General features: G+C 32.8%; 24 protein-coding genes. 4 read left to right on the top strand and 20 right to left on the bottom strand.

The features are described from left to right. The first annotated feature begins 101 nt into the window (after nt 1-101). Entirely contained in the window at nt 102-1,310 is a 1,209-nt protein-coding gene (locus NMSP_RS05610) for a phosphoglycerate kinase (protein WP_086907842.1), read from the top strand. On the opposite strand, the gene NMSP_RS05615 is transcribed toward NMSP_RS05610, so the two are convergent. Genes NMSP_RS05615 through sufB form a run of 6 tightly spaced genes read right to left on the bottom strand, consistent with a single transcriptional unit; the run spans nt 1,303 to nt 6,480 of the window. Beyond that, nucleotides 1,303-1,650 (bottom strand): hypothetical protein, encoded by a 348-nt coding sequence (locus NMSP_RS05615; RefSeq protein ID WP_086907843.1) that lies wholly within the window; start codon nt 1,648-1,650, stop codon nt 1,303-1,305. The genes NMSP_RS05610 and NMSP_RS05615 overlap by 8 nt on opposite strands. A gap of 1 nt (nt 1,651) precedes the next feature. Further along, on the bottom strand, nt 1,652-2,095 hold the full coding sequence (locus tag NMSP_RS05620) for an iron-sulfur cluster assembly scaffold protein (RefSeq protein ID WP_086907844.1): 444 nt from the start codon (nt 2,093-2,095) through the stop codon (nt 1,652-1,654). Continuing rightward, nucleotides 2,092-3,336: a cysteine desulfurase gene (locus NMSP_RS05625; RefSeq protein ID WP_086907845.1), complete on the bottom strand. Its 1,245-nt coding sequence runs from the start codon at nt 3,334-3,336 to the stop codon at nt 2,092-2,094. Before NMSP_RS05625 ends, NMSP_RS05620 begins: the two co-directional genes overlap by 4 nt. A 3-nt stretch (nt 3,337-3,339) precedes the next feature. Further along, entirely contained in the window at nt 3,340-3,648 is a 309-nt protein-coding gene (locus NMSP_RS05630; RefSeq protein WP_086907846.1) for a non-heme iron oxygenase ferredoxin subunit, read from the bottom strand. Nucleotides 3,649-3,653: 5 nt separating this feature from the next. Continuing rightward, nucleotides 3,654-5,054: a Fe-S cluster assembly protein SufD gene (sufD, locus tag NMSP_RS05635; protein WP_086907847.1), complete on the bottom strand. Its 1,401-nt coding sequence runs from the start codon at nt 5,052-5,054 to the stop codon at nt 3,654-3,656. Nucleotides 5,055-5,079: 25 nt separating this feature from the next. Next, the gene (gene sufB, locus NMSP_RS05640; RefSeq protein WP_086907848.1) at nt 5,080-6,480 is read right to left on the bottom strand and encodes a Fe-S cluster assembly protein SufB; all 1,401 of its coding nucleotides are present in this window, start codon (nt 6,478-6,480) and stop codon (nt 5,080-5,082) included. Nucleotides 6,481-6,696: 216 nt separating this feature from the next. Here sufB and purE point away from each other — a divergent pair, with 216 nt between their 5' ends. Next, on the top strand, nt 6,697-7,272 hold the full coding sequence (gene purE, locus NMSP_RS05645; RefSeq protein WP_086907849.1) for a 5-(carboxyamino)imidazole ribonucleotide mutase: 576 nt from the start codon (nt 6,697-6,699) through the stop codon (nt 7,270-7,272). Between the two features lie 2 nt (nt 7,273-7,274). On the opposite strand, the gene NMSP_RS05650 is transcribed toward purE, so the two are convergent. The 6 genes from NMSP_RS05650 to NMSP_RS05675 are packed head-to-tail and all read right to left on the bottom strand — an operon-like array spanning nt 7,275 to nt 12,138. Next, nucleotides 7,275-8,072 carry a uroporphyrinogen-III synthase gene (locus tag NMSP_RS05650; protein WP_086907850.1) on the bottom strand — a complete coding sequence of 266 codons (798 nt, stop codon included), beginning with the start codon at nt 8,070-8,072 and terminating at the stop codon, nt 7,275-7,277. Then, nucleotides 8,072-8,812 carry a uroporphyrinogen-III C-methyltransferase gene (cobA, locus tag NMSP_RS05655; RefSeq protein WP_086907851.1) on the bottom strand — a complete coding sequence of 247 codons (741 nt, stop codon included), beginning with the start codon at nt 8,810-8,812 and terminating at the stop codon, nt 8,072-8,074. Before cobA ends, NMSP_RS05650 begins: the two co-directional genes overlap by 1 nt. Then, nucleotides 8,809-9,744, bottom strand: a complete 936-nt coding sequence (hemC, locus tag NMSP_RS05660) for a hydroxymethylbilane synthase (RefSeq protein WP_086907852.1) — start codon at nt 9,742-9,744, stop codon at nt 8,809-8,811. Before hemC ends, cobA begins: the two co-directional genes overlap by 4 nt. Further along, nucleotides 9,741-11,018, bottom strand: a complete 1,278-nt coding sequence (hemL, locus tag NMSP_RS05665) for a glutamate-1-semialdehyde 2,1-aminomutase (RefSeq protein WP_086907853.1) — start codon at nt 11,016-11,018, stop codon at nt 9,741-9,743. Before hemL ends, hemC begins: the two co-directional genes overlap by 4 nt. Before the next feature lie 2 nt (nt 11,019-11,020). Further along, nucleotides 11,021-11,725, bottom strand: a complete 705-nt coding sequence (locus NMSP_RS05670) for an MIP/aquaporin family protein (protein WP_086907854.1) — start codon at nt 11,723-11,725, stop codon at nt 11,021-11,023. Then, entirely contained in the window at nt 11,725-12,138 is a 414-nt protein-coding gene (locus NMSP_RS05675) for an arsenate-mycothiol transferase ArsC (RefSeq protein ID WP_086907855.1), read from the bottom strand. Before NMSP_RS05675 ends, NMSP_RS05670 begins: the two co-directional genes overlap by 1 nt. A gap of 40 nt (nt 12,139-12,178) precedes the next feature. Here NMSP_RS05675 and NMSP_RS05680 point away from each other — a divergent pair, with 40 nt between their 5' ends. Next, nucleotides 12,179-12,478, top strand: coding sequence for an ArsR/SmtB family transcription factor (locus tag NMSP_RS05680; protein WP_086907856.1), 300 nt, complete (start codon nt 12,179-12,181; stop codon nt 12,476-12,478). Here the strand turns inward: NMSP_RS05680 and NMSP_RS05685 are convergent. From NMSP_RS05685 to NMSP_RS05715, 7 genes are all read right to left on the bottom strand, one after another. Next, entirely contained in the window at nt 12,475-12,777 is a 303-nt protein-coding gene (locus tag NMSP_RS05685; RefSeq protein WP_086907857.1) for a P-II family nitrogen regulator, read from the bottom strand. The genes NMSP_RS05680 and NMSP_RS05685 overlap by 4 nt on opposite strands. Then, nucleotides 12,774-13,856 carry a sodium-dependent bicarbonate transport family permease gene (locus NMSP_RS05690; RefSeq protein WP_086907858.1) on the bottom strand — a complete coding sequence of 361 codons (1,083 nt, stop codon included), beginning with the start codon at nt 13,854-13,856 and terminating at the stop codon, nt 12,774-12,776. Before NMSP_RS05690 ends, NMSP_RS05685 begins: the two co-directional genes overlap by 4 nt. 47 nt (nt 13,857-13,903) lie before the next feature. Then, nucleotides 13,904-14,890: an inorganic phosphate transporter gene (locus NMSP_RS05695; RefSeq protein WP_086907859.1), complete on the bottom strand. Its 987-nt coding sequence runs from the start codon at nt 14,888-14,890 to the stop codon at nt 13,904-13,906. Nucleotides 14,891-14,899: 9 nt separating this feature from the next. Beyond that, complete coding sequence (locus NMSP_RS05700; RefSeq protein ID WP_086907860.1) at nt 14,900-15,529, bottom strand: DUF47 domain-containing protein; 630 nt, start codon at nt 15,527-15,529, stop codon at nt 14,900-14,902. Nucleotides 15,530-15,655: 126 nt separating this feature from the next. Continuing rightward, a complete protein-coding gene (locus NMSP_RS05705) occupies nt 15,656-16,441 on the bottom strand; it encodes an ABC transporter permease (RefSeq protein ID WP_086907861.1) in 786 nt (261 codons plus the stop codon). Next, nucleotides 16,438-17,436: an ATP-binding cassette domain-containing protein gene (locus NMSP_RS05710; RefSeq protein WP_086907862.1), complete on the bottom strand. Its 999-nt coding sequence runs from the start codon at nt 17,434-17,436 to the stop codon at nt 16,438-16,440. The genes NMSP_RS05705 and NMSP_RS05710 overlap by 4 nt, the downstream gene beginning before the upstream one ends. A 213-nt stretch (nt 17,437-17,649) precedes the next feature. Beyond that, complete coding sequence (locus NMSP_RS05715; RefSeq protein ID WP_086907863.1) at nt 17,650-18,102, bottom strand: PRC-barrel domain-containing protein; 453 nt, start codon at nt 18,100-18,102, stop codon at nt 17,650-17,652. Nucleotides 18,103-18,189: 87 nt separating this feature from the next. On the opposite strand from NMSP_RS05715, the gene NMSP_RS05720 reads away from it, so the two are divergent. Beyond that, complete coding sequence (locus tag NMSP_RS05720; protein WP_086908402.1) at nt 18,190-18,519, top strand: nitroreductase/quinone reductase family protein; 330 nt, start codon at nt 18,190-18,192, stop codon at nt 18,517-18,519. Between the two features lie 29 nt (nt 18,520-18,548). Here NMSP_RS05720 and NMSP_RS05725 read toward each other — a convergent pair whose 3' ends face one another. Beyond that, nucleotides 18,549-19,133 (bottom strand): P-II family nitrogen regulator, encoded by a 585-nt coding sequence (locus NMSP_RS05725; RefSeq protein WP_086907864.1) that lies wholly within the window; start codon nt 19,131-19,133, stop codon nt 18,549-18,551. Nucleotides 19,134-19,178: the final 45 nt, after the last annotated feature.

Here is a 19,178-nt window from a genome sequence, read left to right on the forward strand (position 1 = left end):
ATACATAGCCTTCAAAAAAATAAATCATATCAAACAAATAATTTTTTATAAATAATTTTGATCGGCTTAAAGATTTTAACCAAGTGCATAATAGAAAAGGCGTGAAAGTTCTCACATTAGATGACTTTGATCTAGATAGTAAAACAGTATTTCTAAGAATGGATATGAATTGTCCAATAGATCCAGAAACAGGAGAAATTTTAGGTACTAAAAGAATAGAAGAAGCCATTGTAACACTCGAATCATTAAAAGATGCAAAAGTAGTGATAGCATCACATCAAGGAAGAGTTGGAAATAATGAGTATACAGGGATGCACAAGCATGCAGAAGTTCTTGAAAAATTAATGGGTAGAGAAATTAAATATGTTGAGGATACCATTGGGGAATCAGCACAAAATGCAATTAAAAATTTAGAAAAAGGACAAATATTACTTTTAGACAATCTCAGACTATGTGCTGAAGAAAATTATGAATTTACACCAGAAAATGCAGCAAAAACAATAATGGTCTCAAGATTATCTAAATTATTTGATCTTTGTGTATTAGATTCATTTCCAAGTGCACATAGATCACATCCATCAATTGTAGGGTTTGCACAAGTATTGCCATCTTGTGCAGGAAGAATTGTGGAAAGAGAAGTTAGAAACCTTGATGAAATGATGACAGTTGCTAAAGCACCACATGTGATTATTTTAGGAGGCTCTAAAGTACCAGATAGACTAGAAGCTATCAAATTATTAATTCAAAATGGTCGTGCAGATCATGTTTTACTTACAGGGTTAATTGGAAATGTGTTTATGCGAGCACAAGCCAGAATCAAATCACCGTTAGGAATTAAAAATGAGGATGAAGTAGTAGCCAAAGCACATTCATTAATCGGAGATTATCCGGATGTTTTTGCAACTCCAGTAGATATTGCAATTGACAGAGATGGTGAAAGAGTAGAAATGGACGTTAGAGAAATTGGCAAAGGGGATAAAATTTTTGATTTAGGTCCCAAGACAGTGGAGTATTATTCAAAATTAATTTCAGGTGCAGGTACTGTTTTCATAAGTGGTCCTGCAGGATTTTTTGAGAAAGAGAATTTCAGATACGGAACATCAGAAATGCTTAATGCAGTTGCAAATTCAATGGCAACAACAATCGTTAGTGGAGGTCACTTAACAACAGCATTAAAGCAACAAGGATTAGCAGATAAAATTAATCATATCAGTACAGCAGGTGGAGCACTAGTTCTTTATCTAACTGGAGAGAAACTTCCAATGATTAAATCATTAGAAGATGCTGCAATAAAACACAGATCTAAATAGTAGATTTACAAGAGGCGTTTGGACAAATTCTTTCCTCAGATGTCCCGAGGAAAATATCTTGATTGCAAGAATCGCATTGAAATTTCTCAACAGGGTCAAATAATTTTAAAAAGATAGTAGTAAAATTTTGTGCAATATTTCGCACTAAACCAGAATCACACATATTATTGAACAATGACTCGGTATCATCAATAATCCAAGAGGGGTCAATGTCACCATTAGATTTTAGAATTTCAAAAACTTCATCATTGGTAAATTTTTTATCTACGTCATTAAATTTTTCAAAAATTATTTTTCTAATTTGTAATTCTAAAGGCGTTGAAGGGGTAAAATCACTCATACTAGTATAGATTCTCGGCCTCGGCTTTTAGCTTATCTATTCCCTCAGTATTTTCAAGATGGGAGCCAAGGTATGTGTATAATGCAGATTTGAGAACCTTAAGAGACAACAAAGCACATTTTATTCTAACAGCCTGTAAATGTTCAAGACCCAATTCACTCAAGATATCATGTTTGTCGATTTTCTTAACCTCTTCAAGAGATTTTCCTTTTGTAATTTCAGTTAAAACTGAAGAACAAGCCATGCAAATTGCACATCCCTTTCCATGAAATTTAATATCAGAAACTTTCTGATCATCAATTTTCATATCAATATCAATACTGTCCCCACACAAAGGATTTGAATCATGAAAGGTTACGTCATGATCTTCGATCTCACCATAATTAATGGGATTTCTAGAATAATCAACTATCATTTCATGATAGATGTCAGTTCCACTGCTCATAACTTAAACACCTTTGCCACTATATTTAATGAATCGATTAAAGCATCAACATCTTCTTTTGTATTATAAATATAGAAACTAGCTCTAGAAGTAGCTGCAACATTTAGCCGCTCCATTAGAACTTGAGCACAATGATGACCTGAACGTAACGAGATTCCTTCTTTATCAATAATGTCAGCAACATCATGAGGATGTACATCTGCAAAATTAAATGAAATCACACCACCACGTTTTGCAATATCTTTAGTACCGTAAATTTGAAGTCCAGGAATTTTTGCAAATTTCTCTAGAGCATATGTAGTTAATTCAATTTCATGTTGTCTAACATTATCCATTCCAATCTTTGTAAGATAATCAATTGCTGCACCGAATCCAATTACATCCGCAATATTTGGAGTACCTGCTTCAAATTTGTAGGGCAGTTCATTCCAAGTTGTTTCATATTTGTGAACTTCACGAATCATATCCCCTCCACCATGAAATGGATTCATTGTTTGTAATACAGATTTTCTTACCCACAAGATACCAACCCCAGTCGGAGCCAACATCTTATGACCAGAAAATGCAAAGAAATCACATCCAAGGGTGTCAAGATCAACTTTCATGTGAGGTACTGCCTGTGCACCATCTATCAAAGTAAGAACTCCAGCAGCTTTACATTTTTCTATAATTTTTTTAGCATCAGTAATTGTTCCAAGAACATTAGACATCAAACTAAATGTAACAAGTTTTACTTTTCCAGTTGCAAGATATTTGTCTAAATCATCTAAATTTAATTCCCCATTATCATCCATTCCAATGTATTCTAATTTTGCACGTTTTTCTTGTGTGAGTAATTGCCATGGTACAATATTACTATGATGCTCATATTCAGTAGTTACAATTATGTCACCCTCATTGACATGAGATCTTCCCCAGGCATATGCAACTAAATTGATTGCTTCAGTAGTACCTCTAACAAAAATTATTTCTTGACGATTTTTAACATTTACAAAATTTGCAATTTTATCTCTTGCAGTTTCATATGCTTCAGTAGATTCTTCTGCAAGAGCATAAACTGCACGATGAATATTTGCATTATGATTTTGATAATAATCAGTAATAGCATCAATTACTTGATTTGGTTTTTGTGTTGTAGATGCATTATCAAGATAAACTAAAGGTTTGTTATCTCTAACAGTTCTTTTTAAAATAGGAAAATCTTTTCGTATATTTTCAAAAGAGGATTCAGTACTTTGCAATTCTCATACCTCCACAAAAATTTCATTGTTATCGACTTTTACAGGATATACTTTAAGTGCAGTTTCAGCAGGAAGATTATTGGGTTTCCCATTAACTAAATTAAAAACAGAAAGATGTAATGGACATCTTACACCTTCTTTACTAAGAAATCCTGTAGAAAGATCTGCATCTGCATGAGTACAAATTAAATCAGTTGCATGAATGGTACCATCAAGATTAGCTATCAATAATTTCCTACCATCTTGAACAAATCCAAAAAGTTCACCTTTCTTTACTTGATCTAAACTACATGCTTTAATCCATTCAGACAAAATTATCACCTGTACTTGTAATGTTGTTCAATTTCAGAATTTTCATCATATCTTGTCTCTTCAATTTCAACAAACTTAGCTAGTTCCTCATCAGTATTTATACTGAGTTCACGATTATCCCATTTTGATTCGATAAGATATGCAATCCAGGCTCTAACTTGGAAAGACATTTTTCTAGACAATGGTTCCAAAAAGCCTTCAACAATAGTTCTTTCAGCTTCCTCATGACTAAGACATCTAGTTTTTAGATAGAAAATTTGTTCTTCGTCTATTTGTGCAACAGATGCAGAGTGAGTTGCTTTAACATCATTAGTAAAAATTTCCAATCCAGGAATTGCATCTGATTTAGCATCCTCATCAAGTAGAATTGAACGACCTGACAAGAAAGAATTAGATTTAGAAGCATTTTCTTTAATTCGAATCATTCCTTTGAAAAGAGATTTAGATTTATTTCGAAGAATAGATTTTTCAACTACTCTCCCTTCAGTAGCAGGACTTTCATGGTTTACATTAGTTTGAATATCAAATGATTGTTCGTTATTTCCAAAAATAACTTCAGAATCATTAGATGATGCACCAGTTCCATTAAGAAAATACTCAATTTTGTATCTAGACAACATAGAACCAAATAATCCCGAATACCAGTTCACTTTAGCATCTTGACCCAAATCAGTTCGTTTGGTAGAAAATGTAACAGCGCTTTGATCTAACATTTGTAAAGTGGTGACATCCAATTGAGCGTTATCACCGACATTAGTATTCATTAATTCAAGGTATGCCTGTTGTGTTTCAATTTTTGGAGAATACAGTTCCTGAACAATTGTTGCTTTACTACTTTCATCAGCAAAAATAATATTTCTAGAAATTGTAGAATGTCCATCCTCAGATAAACAAGTCAAAAAGTAAATTGGTTTTTCCAAGATTAAGTTTCTAGGAACATGAATAAAAATTCCTGAATTAAATGCTGCATTATTCAAGGCAGTAAATCTATCTTCTTCAGAACTAGAGGCCTCTAATGCTTTTTTTACCAATTCAGAATTATTTTGAATTGCATCAGAAATTGAAGAAATTACTAATCCTTTTGATTTTAATTCATCAGGTAAATTGATTTTATAGATATTTGTTCCAATTTGAATAATACAAATCTCATTTTCTAACTCTCCCAATCTTTTTTGAAGAAAAGATGGAATTGTTTCAGTAGTAGTTGTAGAAAGGGATACTTTATCAGGATCCATTTTTTTGGCATCTGTGTATTTGTTGTATAATGGAGATGTCTCTATAGGTAAATTATCATAAACAGATAATGAATTTTTTCTATAATCTTTTAACCATTCAGGTTCATTTCTAGATGAAGAAATTTCTTCGATGTGAGCAGTATTTAATTTTGAAAGTATTTCTTGAGACATGATTTACCATTAGTGAATTTAGATTTTATCCTACAGAATCATCCATTTCTAATTTAATGAGTCTGTTTAGTTCAACTGCATATTCCATAGGTAATTCTTTTGTAAATGGCTCCATAAACCCATTAACAATTAAAGATAATGCATCTTCTTCACTAAATCCTCTAGACATAAGATAGAAAATTTGATCATCACCAATTTTTCCGACGGTAGCTTCGTGAGTGATTGTTGCATCCTCTTGATCAATTACCATGTATGGGTATGTATCAGTTTTTGAAGTATCATCTAGTAGTAAAGCATCACATCTAACAGTTGATTTCACATTAGTAGCTCCTTTGGCTACATTTAGCATTCCTCGGTAAGTTGAACGACCATCCATTCTACTTACAGATTTGGATGTAACTTTAGAAGTTGTGTTTGGTGCAAGATGTACCATTTTAGCTCCAGTATCTTGATGTTGTCCTTTACCTGCAAATGCAATAGACAAGGTTTCACCATATGCTCTTTCGCCCATCAAATAAACACCAGGATATTTCATTGTTAATTTACTTCCAATGTTTCCATCAATCCATTCAACCGTAGCTCCCTCATATGCATAAGCACGTTTTGTTACAAGATTGTAAACATCAGAACTCCAATTTTGGATTGTAGTGTATCTTAATTTTGCATCTTTATGTGCAACTAGTTCAACAACTGCAGAGTGAAGAGATTCTGACGAATAAACTGGAGCAGTACAACCCTCAATGTAGTGTACTTCTGCACCCTCATCAACAATGATCAAAGTTCTTTCAAATTGACCAATATTTTCTGCATTAATTCTAAAGTATGCTTGTAAAGGCATGTCAATATGAACACCTGGTGGGACATAGATGAATGAACCACCACTCCATACTGCACTGTTTAGTGCTGCAAATTTGTTATCCTCTGGAGGAATAATTTTACCAAAGTATTTTTTGAAAATTTCAGGATGGTCAATTAATGCTTGATCAGTATCTAGAAACAAAACACCTTGTTTTGCTAAATCTTCTCTTAGACTATGATAAACAACTTCAGATTCATATTGTGCACCAACACCTGCCAAAAATTTCTTTTCAGCTTCAGGAATTCCGAGTTTATCAAAAGTATTTTTAACATTGTCTGGAACATCATCCCAATTCTTTTCAGTTTTATCAGATGCTTTAGCATAATAGTAAATATTTTGGAAATCAATAACACTAAGATCTCCACCCCAAGTTGGCATTGGTTTTTCCATAAAGACTTCATAAGATCTAATTCGAAAGTCAAGCATCCATTGTGGCTCATTTTTCATTTTACTAATTTCGATTACAGTTTCTTTAGAAAGTCCTTTTTTACTTAGGTGGACATACATTTCTGTAGAATCTTTAAAGTCATATTTTGTATAATCAATGTCAATATTTTCTGTTGTCATGATTGAGATAACCCCGTTATATTATAAATACATGAGGAAAAATAGGCAAAGCTAAATAGCTATAGCTAAATTCCAATCTCAAATTCATTTTAGTAAAAGAGATCCATATCCACCATAGAATACTAAAGAAAACATTCACGACAAAGAAAAATCAAGAGGTAAAAAATTGGATCAACAAATGTAATTCTTAATTACTCTCTAGTTTTTTGTAGTAATATGAAATATTCTGAAAAGCCCCTAGTTGGAATAATTATGGGTTCTAGTTCAGATAGCAGAATTATGCAAGCAGCTGCAGAAATTCTAGATGAGTATAAAATCAAACATGAAGATCAAATTGTTTCCGCACATAGAACACCTGCACGATTAGAAGAATATGCAAAACATGCCGAAAAAATAGGATTAAAAATTATAATTGCAGGTGCAGGAGGAGCTGCACACCTACCAGGAATGATTGCATCGCACACAACAATTCCAGTAATAGGAGTTCCAATTCTAGTGTACAATGACAAGCATCCAAAAAAAACAGATACAGCTAAATTTTCGGCATTTGGAGGATTGGATTCACTGTTATCAATCACCGAAATGCCATCAGGTTCACCAGTTGTAGCAGTTGGAGTAAACAAAGCAGGAAATGCAGGAATATATGCAATGAAAATACTTGCAAACGAATTTACAGATTTGAAAAAGAAATTAAAACAACATAAACTAGATCAACACAATTCTGTTATGAAAGAGTCAGACAAATTAAAAACTGAAGGTCTTTCAAAATTTGCTAAAAAAAAATTCAAGTAATTTTAAGTTGAAAGAGTAATTTTCATCTCATCAAATGCACCTGCAACAGTATGAACTTCTGCAACAGAATTTTTGACTTTAAATTTTTTTAATTCATCAGAAGTGAATGGTCCAATAGAAACCACAGATAATTTTTCAAGATTTTCAAGCAATACGTCCTCAGAATAATCTTTAGACATTATTTCAAAGAAACCCCTAACAGATGATGCGCTAGTGAATACAACGCCATCAACTTTATTTTTAGAAAATAATTCTCTAAATCCATTCCATTGGGTCGTATCTCTAAATGCACAAACATCATACAAATGAATTTCTAAAACATCAATTCCAATTTTGGAAAGTAATTCTTTTAGAAAAGGAGTAGAAGCACCACTACGTGGAACAATTACTTTTTTTCCAACTGCATTAAGCTTAGTGAATTCTTCCCCAACACCAACTGAAGAATAAGTTGTTGGTTGGTGATTAACTTTGATTCCTTCAGCCTCCAAAGTAAGGGAAGTTTTAGGTCCTACAGACATTACAATAGTATTTGCAACTGCTAATTGTAATTTTTCAAGTTTTCCTAATTGTTTTGCAGTGTCAAATAGCAGTTTAACAGCTTTCGAACTCATAAAAACAGAATAATCAGGATTGTATTTTTCAACAGATTCTAAAAATTCATCAACAATTTTTTCGCCTTTACTAACTAATTCAATAGTAGGTAATGCAATAGGAGTTGCACCATTATCTTGCGCCAGTGAAATAAATTCAGTAGCGTCATCTTGTGAACGTGTAATCGCAATAGTTTTGCCGCTAAGCATTATTTCCACCCGATAACATCAGACAAATCAACGACATTTCCAATAATGATATTTGTAGGTGGAATCATCTTATGTTCTTTAACTTTTTTTGCAATATTGGTTACATTACCTTTAATCATTTTTTGTTGAGGAGTGGTTCCATTTTGGATTACAGCTACAGGTGTTTTTTTATCCATTCCACCTGCTATCAACTGCTTACAAATTACATCAATTCTAGATAATCCCATCATAATTACAATTGTGTCAACAGATTTGGCTAAATTTTTCCATTTAACAATTTCTTGTTTCTTTTCAGGATCCTCATGACCTGTCACAAAAACAACTGATGAAGCATATTTTCTATGAGTCAAAGGAATTCCAGCGTATGTGGCAGAACCAATTCCAGATGTAATTCCAGGTACAATTTCATATTTTACTTTATGATCTTTTAGAAATTCAGCTTCTTCTCCTCCGCGTCCAAAAATAATTGGATCACCACCCTTTAGTCTAACAACATGTTTTGTAGATTTTGCATATTCAACCATTAAATCATTTGTGCCATTTTGATGACTTGTATCATCACCTACTGAACGACCAACATAGACTTTTTTTGCAGTTTTAGGAATCATAGAAACAATTTTCTTGCTTACCAATCTATCATACAAAACAACATCAGCTTTTTGGATTAATTCAACGGCCCTCATAGTAATTAATTTACTATCTCCAGGTCCGGCTCCAACAAGATACACTTTTCCAGTCATGTCTTATTCCATTCCTCCACTTTTTCCCTCCAATTTAATGCAAGATCATTGATTCCTTTACTACGCAACTCTTCGCCTACCTGTTTACCCAATAATTTAGGATTATTTTTATCTCCAGATTTTGTTACTTCTAGAGATTGTTTACCATCAACTGAGAAAGCATATACGGTAAGATCCATCACATCTCCATCAGATTTGGCATAAGCACCTAAAGGGAATCTACATCCAGAATCAATGTAATCAGACAGTGCACGTTCAGCCTCAATTTCCAATCGGGAATCAGCATCTTCAATTTTTTTAAGCATTTCAATCGTTTGAACATCATCAGTTCTTGCAACTATTGCAATAGCGCCTTGACCAGGAGAAGGTGAAAAATCATCTACAGATAGAGGAGTGAAATTGACATCAACTCCTAATCTAGAAATTCCTGCTTGTGCAAGTACAATAGCATCATAATTTTCGCCAGATACTTTATTGATTCGAGTCTCAATATTTCCTCTAATTGGTTTAACAGTTACATCAGATCTTTGTCGAGAAACCTGAACAGCTCTACGTAATGAACTTGTACCAATTACAGAACCAGGTTTTATTTTATCTAAAGATGAATCATCAGACGAAATAAAAACATCGTTAACTTTTTCACGTTTTGGAATAGATGCAATAATTAAATTATCAGCTAATTCAGAAGGGACGTCTTTAAGACTATGTACTGCAAAATCAATTTCTTTTGCTGCAACTGCCTTGTCAATTTCTTTTTCAAAAATTCCTTTTTGTTCAATTGTAAATAGAGGTCTTGTATCAGTATCGCCTTTAGTAGTAATTGGTTTAATTTCATATTCACAATCAGAATTTACTTTTTTTAGTTCTGAAATAACCCAATTTGTTTGGGCCATAGATAATTTACTGCCTCGTGCACCAACTACATATTTCAATTCTTCACCGACTTTAATGCACTATGATATGCATCTAATGTTTTGTTTAGATCATTTTCAGTATGAGCATCAGATAAGAAAACAACTTCAAATTGAGATGGTGGAATAAAGACACCTTCTTTCAATAGAGTTCGGAACAATTTCTGGAATTTTTTACCATCTGCTTTTTTAGATGTTTTAGAGTCAATTACAGGCTTGTGTGTAAAGAAAATTTGAAACATTGAGGCTGTAAAATTGATTTGGTGAGGAATTTTCATATCAGTAGCCATGTCATCCAGGGCAGTTGAAAATAGTAAATTAAATCTTTCAAGTTTTGAATAGAGTTTATTTTTCATTTTGTTAATTGTCTTAATAGAACTGATTGCAGCACTAACAGAAATTGGATTTCCAGCAAAAGTACTTGCTTGGTAAACTTTTCCACCAGGAGATAATAGGTTCATTATTTCTTTTTTACCACCGACAGCTGAAATTGTAAATCCATTACTCAGAGCTTTAGCTAAAGTAGTGATATCAGGTCTGATACCAAAGTGTTCCTGTGCTCCACCAGGAGAGACTCTAAAACCAGTTACCACTTCATCAAAAATTAATGGAATATTATTTTCTTTAGTGATTTTTCTCAGATCTGAAAGGAAATTTTTTTCAGGTAAAATTAATCCCATGTTAGCTAAAATTGGTTCGACAATCACTCCAGCAATATCTTTATTTTTAGAAATTGTTTTTTCTAGCGATTCAATATTGTTATACTCAACAACTAGAGTATTCTTTGAAACTTCATCCAATCCACCATCAGAAACAGAAATTCCATTATGTGCAGAACCAGAGCCCGCCTTAACTAATACAGAATCATGTGCACCATGATAACATCCTTCAAATTTAATAATTTTTTTCTTTTTTGTATAACCGCGTGCTAATCTAATTGCAGTCATTGTAGCTTCACCACCAGTATTCATTAATCTCACTTTATCCATTGAAGGGAAATTACCAAGAATCAATTTGGATAATTCGATTTCAGATGCAGTAGGAGTGCAATACAGTGTTCCCTTTGAAAGTTGTTTAGTGACAGAATCCAGAATCTCTTTTCTACGATGTCCTAATAGTAACGCGCCATATGCGTTACAAAAATCAATGTAGCGAGTATTATCTTCATCCCAAATGTATGCACCATTAGCCTTTTTTGTAAAAAATGGATAAGGATCAAAATATCTAACAGGGCTATTTACGCCTGACGGAGTAACTTTTTTGGAATCAGTAAATAATTTTCGAGATTTGGACATATTCAATCTACAACATGGTCATTATTATTCCTAATTTGTGCTCTTTGGGCTTGGAATTTACCTCGAAATACAAATGCCGCAATTATAGTTCCAACAAAAGGAGCAGTCCAATACAGCCACAAATCATCAAATGTTCCAGACAACAATGCAGGGGCAAGAGCCCTAGCAGGATTCATGGATGCACCAGAAATAAAAGCCAAAAACAAAATATCCAATGCAACAATTCCACCAATTGCAACTCCACTAAATCCTCTCAAACCTTTAGTGTATACAACATAGAAAATTACAGCCATTAACATCAAAGATGCTAAAACTTCCACAGGAAATATCAAAAAGATTGAAAAATCATAATTCGGGGCATTAGCACCAAGGTTTGGTTTTTCTCCAATAAAGCTTAATACAAAAAGAGAACCCAACAAGGCACCAATAATTTCTGCAATTAAATAATACAAAACTTGAATCTTTGTAATGTGTCCTGTAATATAGTATCCAATAGTTACGGCAGGATTAAAATGCGCCAAAGAAATTTTTCCAAATGAATAAACTCCAATTAACAATGCAATAAATGGTGCAACAGCTGCAAAAGGAATTCCCAAACTTCCGTCAAAAAATTCAACATCATATACAATTGAACCTGTAGCAAAAACTACAAGAATAAAAGTTCCAATTAATTCCACAGTAAAAATTTGTAAATTAGAATAAGTCATCAAACATCATTTTCAAGTGAATCTAATAAATTCAAAACATCATTTTTAATTTGATCTCGAATTTTTCTTACATCATCAATGGATTTTCCCTTAGGATCCTCAACATTCCAATCATCAACAGATTTAACAAACAATGATGGACATGATTCCTTATCCACACATCCCATGTTGATAGTTTTTTTAGAATTTTCAATCATGGATGAAGATAATAACTGGGGTTGTTGATTTTTCAAATCTATTCCAATTTCAGCCATTACTGAAACAACCATCGGATTAATGGCAAATGATGGCGAGGTTCCAGCACTAATTACATTGAATCGATTTTTAGCAAATTTTTTAAAAAATGCTTCAGCCATTTGGCTTCTCCCAGCATTTTCTACGCACACAAATAGAATATTTTTAGAAATATCCATAAAATAACATAAATATCAGTTTATATAAATTTAAATTGATATGAATGGAATTAGTCTTCTAAAATGTATTTGTGATGAGACAAGATTTGAAATTTTAGAATTGTTACAAAAAAATCATGAACTATGTGTAAATGATTTTGTGAATGAGTTAAAAAAAGATCAACCACTTGTGTCGCATCATCTTAAAACATTGAAAAAATGCGGAATTGTAAAATCAAGAGACGAAGGGAAAAAAGCAATGTATACTATAACCAACGAACAACTTTCAAAATTAATTACAAATGTCACAAAGACATCAAAAGAAATTCCAAATCTATGTCTAGATGAAAAATGTTGTTAAAATTTTTCAGGACGTAAAACTCCAACGTCACTAACATACAAAACTATTGCAAAATTTGCAAATTGGGTCCTAGATATTTCTTCAGCTACATCTTGTAATTTCTCTTCCCTCATAATTACTTCAATTTTTATATTTTTTTCATTTTTGAATCCTTGTCCACGCAATCCCCGTGCACCATTTCCATCAACTTCATATTTTGTATAACCTGTAATTTCATGTTTCTTTAAAATTTCAAGAATATTCTCTTGTGCCAATATCTCACAAGTGATGGTCAATAATTTCACATTGTATAGTTTCATATCAATCCTCCAGTAATGAAATTGAATAAGTCTATCGTTTCACCTGAATGAAGTATTGAAGACAATGCAAATAACAAAGGCAAGGTAACGATGATGTTATACGGGAAAGTTATCCCTAAAGCAGATGTAATGTATAGACTGGGCTTTGCCTGAGGAATTGCCTGACGTAAAACTGCAGGAGCTGCAATAAAAGATGCACTAGCAAGAAGTAAACCAAACATTACAGAACCACCTAGGCTCAAACCTATAGCAGTTGAAACTAAAACACCAATGACTCCATTGAGTGTAGGTATTAGAATTGCAAAAGCAGTAAGAAAGACTCCTACTTTTTTGATATCACCTAATCTCTGACCAGCAATGATACCCATTTCAATCATAAATATTACAATTGCACCAGTAAACATTTCATCAAATACAATTTTAATTGGTTCAAAACCTTCCTCACCAATAATGTAACCAATTACAATACTACCAAGAAGAATTACAATTGCTTTACCTGTAATAGACTCATGTAATACTTTAGAAAGTTTTGTTTTTGTTTCATTTAAGCCAACATCAATGTCAGTTGAAGCATCATCTCCAACTGATTTTCTTTTTGCTCTGATCTGTTTTGATACGGCCATATTTGTCATGAATATTGCCAAAATGAAAGCAAGAGGTTCAAGAACTGCAAGAATTGCGGCAATATATCCTTCAGAAGTTACACCCTGATTTTTCAAAAAGGACAAACCTACAGAGAAATGTACTGCACCAACTGCACCGTAAGTTGATGCTAGTGCATACGAATCAAAGAGATTGAATTTACCCAATCTTCGTAAAATTTGATAATGATTCAGTGTAAACAATAAAGAAAGTCCAATTGCGACAAACATTGGTACAAGCATATTTTCAAATCCAGTATTGCGCATCTCAATTCCACCATGAAGTCCAATTGCAGCTAAAAGATAGATAGGTAAGAATTCAGATATCGCATCAGGAATTTTTAAATCAGATTTTATTCTAGCTGCAATAATTCCAAAAAGGAAGAATAAGATAATCGGAGTAAGAAGATTAGCTTGTATCAGTTGTAAAATATCCATTAGTAATGCTTGTGGGAAAAATTCTGGAAATAAAAATCAATGTAAAATCATACAAAGAGATTAATCAAATACGTGAATCCAATTCCCAATCCTGCTGCGCCAGGAATAGTAATTAGCCATGAAAAAACAATTTGTCTACTTACTTTCCACCTTACAGCCCGTTTTCTTCTAGCAGCACCAGAGCCCATAATTGTACCTGTAATAGCATGTGTCGTACTTGCAGGAATTCCAAATACTGCAAATACTGCAAGCATTAAACCACCACTAGTTTCTGCAGCAAATCCTTGGTAAGGTTTGAGTTTAGTAATTTTTACACCAAGTGTCTTGATTACTTTGTAGCCTCCAAAGAAGGTGCCCAGACCCATAGCTGTAGCAGCAGCAAAAATTACCCATAAGGGCATTTCAAGATCAGGGATCAATCCAGCTGAAAATAAAATTAAAACGATTATACCCATTGTTTTTTGTCCATCATTTGCCCCATGAGTTAAAGCAAACCATGCTGAAGAAATTATTTGTAATCTTCCAAAAGTTTTGTTAACAGGTCCAGGTTTACGACTTGCAAATACAGTGATAATCAACGTAGTTACCAAAAGACCAAAAATTATTCCACCGATTGGAGCAATTACAATTCCTGCAAAAACTTTAGTTAATCCACCATAAACTAATTTTTCAAATCCTAATCCTGCAATTCCTGCACCCATTATTCCTCCCACTAAAGAATGACTATTAGAAATAGGTAATCCAAAGTAAGTACAAAGTGTACTCCATCCAATAGCTCCGGCCAATCCACCTACAATCATGTAGACAGTAATATCGTCTGGACTTACAATACCTTTAGCAATAGTTGCTGCAACAGCTACTCCAAAAACAAATGGACCAATGAAATTCATTGCAGCAGACAAACCGACTGCATGAATTGGTTTTAGAACACGAGTTCCAATGACTGTAGCAACTGAATTTGCAGAATCATTAAATCCATTTACAAAATCAAAGATTAATGCTACAATTATTGCACCTATTGCTATCTCTAACATGTAATCATCTCATGTGTATTTCAAAACAATATCTTCAATAACATCAGAGACATCTACACATCTGTCAGATGCAGTCTCCATTGTTTCATAGATATCTTTTAGTTTGATAATTTTAATTGCATCATTCGTTTCAAATAATTCTCTAATTGCTTCTCGATACATATCATCTACAACATGTTCAATATCACTGGTATTTCTGCAGTGTTGAATCATATCTTTAGGATCCTTAATTCTTCGTAATTTTGAAATCATATATTCAACTTCTTTGGTAGCCTTGACTAATTCTACAGCCATTTCTTTACAATAAGGAGGAGGAGAAGTAATTTTGTAACTATATACTCTAGCAGCAATTCCATCCATGAAATCAATTACATCATCAATTTTTGATGCAATTCTTTGCATATCTTCACGATCTAAAGGAGTGATGAAGGTTTTGTTTAATTCTGAAAAGATATCTCGAGTTAACACATCTGCCTCTGTTTCTAATTGATGAATTTTTTTTGCTTGTTCCGAATTAGTGAGATCATCAAATAAAACTACTACAGCTTCAGAAGTTTCAACTGCTTTTTTTGCTAAATCATCTAAAATTGTTAAAAGTTCTTTTTCATTGGATTTGATCCAAGATAGCCATTGTCCCATACACATTACATCAAATAAATAGACTTAAGGAAACACACCATAAAGTATAGTGCACTATATAGAAACAGAGGATCGATAAAATTTCAATTGATCGCCAAAATATTTTCAAGACATATGCTTGATTTTTTAAAATGGTTTATTGACTTCTCGGGTGAAAACATAACTTGCAATACCAACCATTGCAATAACAAATGCAAAAATTACTGCGACACTAATCAGTATAGGAACACCGCCCTCAGAAACTCCTGTCATCAATTCTCTAACTAGCAAAATAGTGTAAGTGACAGGATTTAGTTTTGCTACTACTGCAAGCCAATCAGGCAATAATTCCAATGGGAATAATGCAGGACTCAACATGAATAATGGCATTCCAAGTAAATTTATCATACCCCAAAACGTTTCTTGAGATTTTGCAGTGGCAGCTAAAGTAACAGAAATTCCCGAAAATCCTAATGAGAATAAAATTACAATCCCCATAATAGGAATTATCATTAATGGGTTTGGAAACGTGACACCAATTGCCAAAGCAATTCCAATAATCAAGCTTGCTTGTAATGCAGCAATTAAAGAAATTGCAGACATTTTTCCAACTGCAATTGCTGAACGAGAAATGGGCGAAGTCAATGCCTTATTCATAAAACCATACCTCCTATCCCACAGGGTGTTAACACCACCAAAAATACTAGTAAAAATTGCAGTTAAAATTATGACACCAGGAGCCATGAATTCAATATACTCACCTTCAAATCCTACAGACTGAATTAATGGCTGAGTTTCTGAAAAAATATTTCCTACAACTATAATCCAAATTGCAGGTTGAATTAGTCTAATTAAAACTCCACTTCGAGATTTTTTGTATCTCTTTAACTCTCTCCAGAAAATAGTGTATGCATCATAGGCTATCGTATTCATTGTCGCAATCTCTTCATTTTTGCATGTTCACGTCTTCTGTTATATTTTGAATCATCGTCTCGAATTTCATGGCCAGTATAAGAAATGAAAACATCATCAAGGGTTGGTTGAGTTAAAGAAATAGATTTAATTTTGATTCCAAGTTCTGAAGATATTTGAAAAATTTTAGGAATTACTTCAGTTCCATTTGAAGTAAAAAGAGTTAACTTTGAATCATCTTCATTAATTTTTTTAATAAATTCAATTTTTTTAAGTTCTAGTAAAAAAGAATCAGAATTATTATTGCTTTCAATGACTAATGAAATGATTTCATTGCCAAGATCATTTTTCATATTTTTAGGAGTATCAATTACTTGGATTTTTCCATGGTCTATAATTCCAATCCTATCACAAAGACTATCTGCTTCTTCCATATAGTGAGTTGTAAGAAAAATTGTCATGTCAAATTGTGTATGAATTTTTTTGATGTATTGCCAAATTTTTCTTCTAGTTTGAATATCTAATCCAACTGTAGGTTCATCTAAAAATAAAACTCTTGGATGATGTAAAAGACCTCCAGCAATATCTAATCTCTTTCTCATTCCTCCAGAGTATGTAACTACAGCTTCATCTTGTTTGTCTGAAAGTTCAATCAAGTCTAAAACTTCATCAATTCTTTGATTGATTTCATTTTTTGGGATATGATTTAATTTTGCCTGCAATAACAGATTTTCACGCCCAGATAGATATTCATCAACAGTAGTTTCTTGTTGTACAAATCCAATATTTTCTCTAACTTGTTTTGGATTTTTTAGTACATCAAAACCTCCAACAAGGGCATTTCCATTTGTCGGTTTTAGTAATGTAGTAAAGATCATCATGGTAGTACTTTTACCAGCTCCATTAGGTCCCAAGAATCCAAAAATTTCTCCTTTTTCAACTGAAAAGGAAATATCATTTACTGCAACCAAATCTCCAAATGATTTTGTTAGAGATTTTGTTTCGATAGAATACAATAACTTGAACTGCGGTGGGAATTATAAATTGCTAAGTATTCGATCAGATACGATCATACAAAATTTAAAAAGAGTATGTTAAAGAGATGATTTATGAAAGGATTATGTCAAAAATGTCACTCATCAAATGTAGAAATTACATTAGAGAATGGAAGTCCTGTTTGTGAAAAGTGTGCAAAAAAGTAAAAAATAATAAAAAAGAAGTTTAAAGAATCATTCAATATTTTTGAATTCATCTTTAGTCATTCTTAAGATGATTTTTTCACCTATTCCCCAAATTTCAGATTTGGACAGAATTTTTGAATGCATCAAGCCATAACTTACTTCAATTGATTCCAATTCATTGGTGTCTGGATGTTTGTGTAACCTTTTGACTTTACCAATTTTATGGCTATCAATATCTACTACCGGAATTCCAGTTCTGACAGGAGGTCTACTGAGAAGTAGTTGCTCATCAGAAAATTTGTCGATGTAATCGTGAGATAAGAAATAATCTTTGTTAAATCCCTGGTGAATAGTTACACCAGATACAGAAAGGGTGTCTTGATGAATGTGTATGTGTTTAACCTTTCCATATTGAATTCCTTCTCTATCAATTACTTTTTTTCCAGTAAAGGTATCAGCTGTGGCTATGTTTTCAGGCATTCCCTCTAATTTCACTGACATGTATCAGAGTTGTCAAATTTCCTTATCATATCAAATATCAGAAATTTCTATCAATGGGGTTAAATTACTTGACAGAGTATGATAGGCATGGAAATTAAAGAAGAAAGATTTCGGCCAATATTAGTTACAAAGGGACGAAAAACAGGAAAACCACATTCAGTGTGGTTAAGGGCTGTAAAGTACAATGAGAAAATATATTTTTCAAGACATCGTCCAGATGGGGATTGGTATCAAAATTCAATTGCAAATCCAGAAGTCAAAATACAATACAACAACATGGAATTTTCTGGAAAAGCTGTAGCTGTAACAGATGAAAAACTAAATGAAAAACTCTCTCAATTGAAATATCCAGGAGAAGAAAGAGCTAATGAAAAAAGAGTAGCAATCGAAGTTACATTAGATGACATTATAAAATAAAAGTTGTAAAAACAAAAAATTGATTTTACTTACAATACGTCTTCATAAAGAATTGTTTGATTCTTTAGTTGTTTATCTAAGGTAGGCAAATATTTCATTATACAATAATTAACAAAATCACTAAAGGAACGAATTCTGTAATCAGATTCTAAGACATCACTGTGTTTGTCATAGTATTGTTCTAATTTGTATAGAGTTCTTTTTTGAAGTGGCACTAATCTATTACGTTTAGTCACAAACTTAGGGGCAACAGAAAATTGTTCCTCAGGCTCATCATTTGTTTCAGTTTCAGATTCACCCAGAAGCGAATTGAGTTCAATGGATTCTTGCATTTCAAAAACAAAAATTTTACTTGGTGCAGATTTAGGAAGCCCTGAGTTTTTGGAAATAATATCTACTACTTCTCGTGCTTGTTTATCAGACATTGCCAATTCAATTTTTGCAAGCATTGTAGATCTAAGAGCAGAACCTCCAACTCTGGAACCTTTTGATTGACTTACAAATTTGCTATCTTCTAAATTTCGTTTATCAATAATGTCTATGCCTAAAGTATCCAATTTCTCGCGGATTGTGGGGTAATTTTTTCGATTGATAACAGCTTCAATCTTTTTCAATAATTTGTCACAATTTTAGATGGTTTTAAACATAATCATTTTTTC

This window comes from Candidatus Nitrosomarinus catalina (genome assembly GCF_002156965.1).
GTDB classification, from domain to species: domain Archaea; phylum Thermoproteota; class Nitrososphaeria; order Nitrososphaerales; family Nitrosopumilaceae; genus Nitrosopumilus; species Nitrosopumilus catalinensis.

Bases quoted from the DNA above. Each gene is read 5' to 3' on its own strand.
- NMSP_RS05615 (WP_086907843.1), bottom strand. From the start codon at position 1,650: ATGAGTGATTTTACCCCTTCAACGCCTTTAGAATTACAAATTAGAAAA.
- NMSP_RS05620 (WP_086907844.1), bottom strand. From the start codon at position 2,095: ATGAGCAGTGGAACTGACATCTATCATGAAATGATAGTTGATTATTCT.
- sufD (WP_086907847.1), bottom strand. From the start codon at position 5,054: ATGTCTCAAGAAATACTTTCAAAATTAAATACTGCTCACATCGAAGAA.
- sufB (WP_086907848.1), bottom strand. From the start codon at position 6,480: ATGACAACAGAAAATATTGACATTGATTATACAAAATATGACTTTAAA.
- purE (WP_086907849.1), top strand. From the start codon at position 6,697: ATGAAATATTCTGAAAAGCCCCTAGTTGGAATAATTATGGGTTCTAGT.
- NMSP_RS05650 (WP_086907850.1), bottom strand. From the start codon at position 8,072: ATGCTTAGCGGCAAAACTATTGCGATTACACGTTCACAAGATGACGCT.
- cobA (WP_086907851.1), bottom strand. From the start codon at position 8,812: ATGACTGGAAAAGTGTATCTTGTTGGAGCCGGACCTGGAGATAGTAAA.
- hemL (WP_086907853.1), bottom strand. From the start codon at position 11,018: ATGTCCAAATCTCGAAAATTATTTACTGATTCCAAAAAAGTTACTCCG.
- NMSP_RS05670 (WP_086907854.1), bottom strand. From the start codon at position 11,725: ATGACTTATTCTAATTTACAAATTTTTACTGTGGAATTAATTGGAACT.
- NMSP_RS05675 (WP_086907855.1), bottom strand. From the start codon at position 12,138: ATGGATATTTCTAAAAATATTCTATTTGTGTGCGTAGAAAATGCTGGG.
- NMSP_RS05680 (WP_086907856.1), top strand. From the start codon at position 12,179: ATGAATGGAATTAGTCTTCTAAAATGTATTTGTGATGAGACAAGATTT.
- NMSP_RS05685 (WP_086907857.1), bottom strand. From the start codon at position 12,777: ATGAAACTATACAATGTGAAATTATTGACCATCACTTGTGAGATATTG.
- NMSP_RS05690 (WP_086907858.1), bottom strand. From the start codon at position 13,856: ATGGATATTTTACAACTGATACAAGCTAATCTTCTTACTCCGATTATC.
- NMSP_RS05695 (WP_086907859.1), bottom strand. From the start codon at position 14,890: ATGTTAGAGATAGCAATAGGTGCAATAATTGTAGCATTAATCTTTGAT.
- NMSP_RS05700 (WP_086907860.1), bottom strand. From the start codon at position 15,529: ATGGGACAATGGCTATCTTGGATCAAATCCAATGAAAAAGAACTTTTA.
- NMSP_RS05705 (WP_086907861.1), bottom strand. From the start codon at position 16,441: ATGAATACGATAGCCTATGATGCATACACTATTTTCTGGAGAGAGTTA.
- NMSP_RS05715 (WP_086907863.1), bottom strand. From the start codon at position 18,102: ATGTCAGTGAAATTAGAGGGAATGCCTGAAAACATAGCCACAGCTGAT.
- NMSP_RS05720 (WP_086908402.1), top strand. From the start codon at position 18,190: ATGGAAATTAAAGAAGAAAGATTTCGGCCAATATTAGTTACAAAGGGA.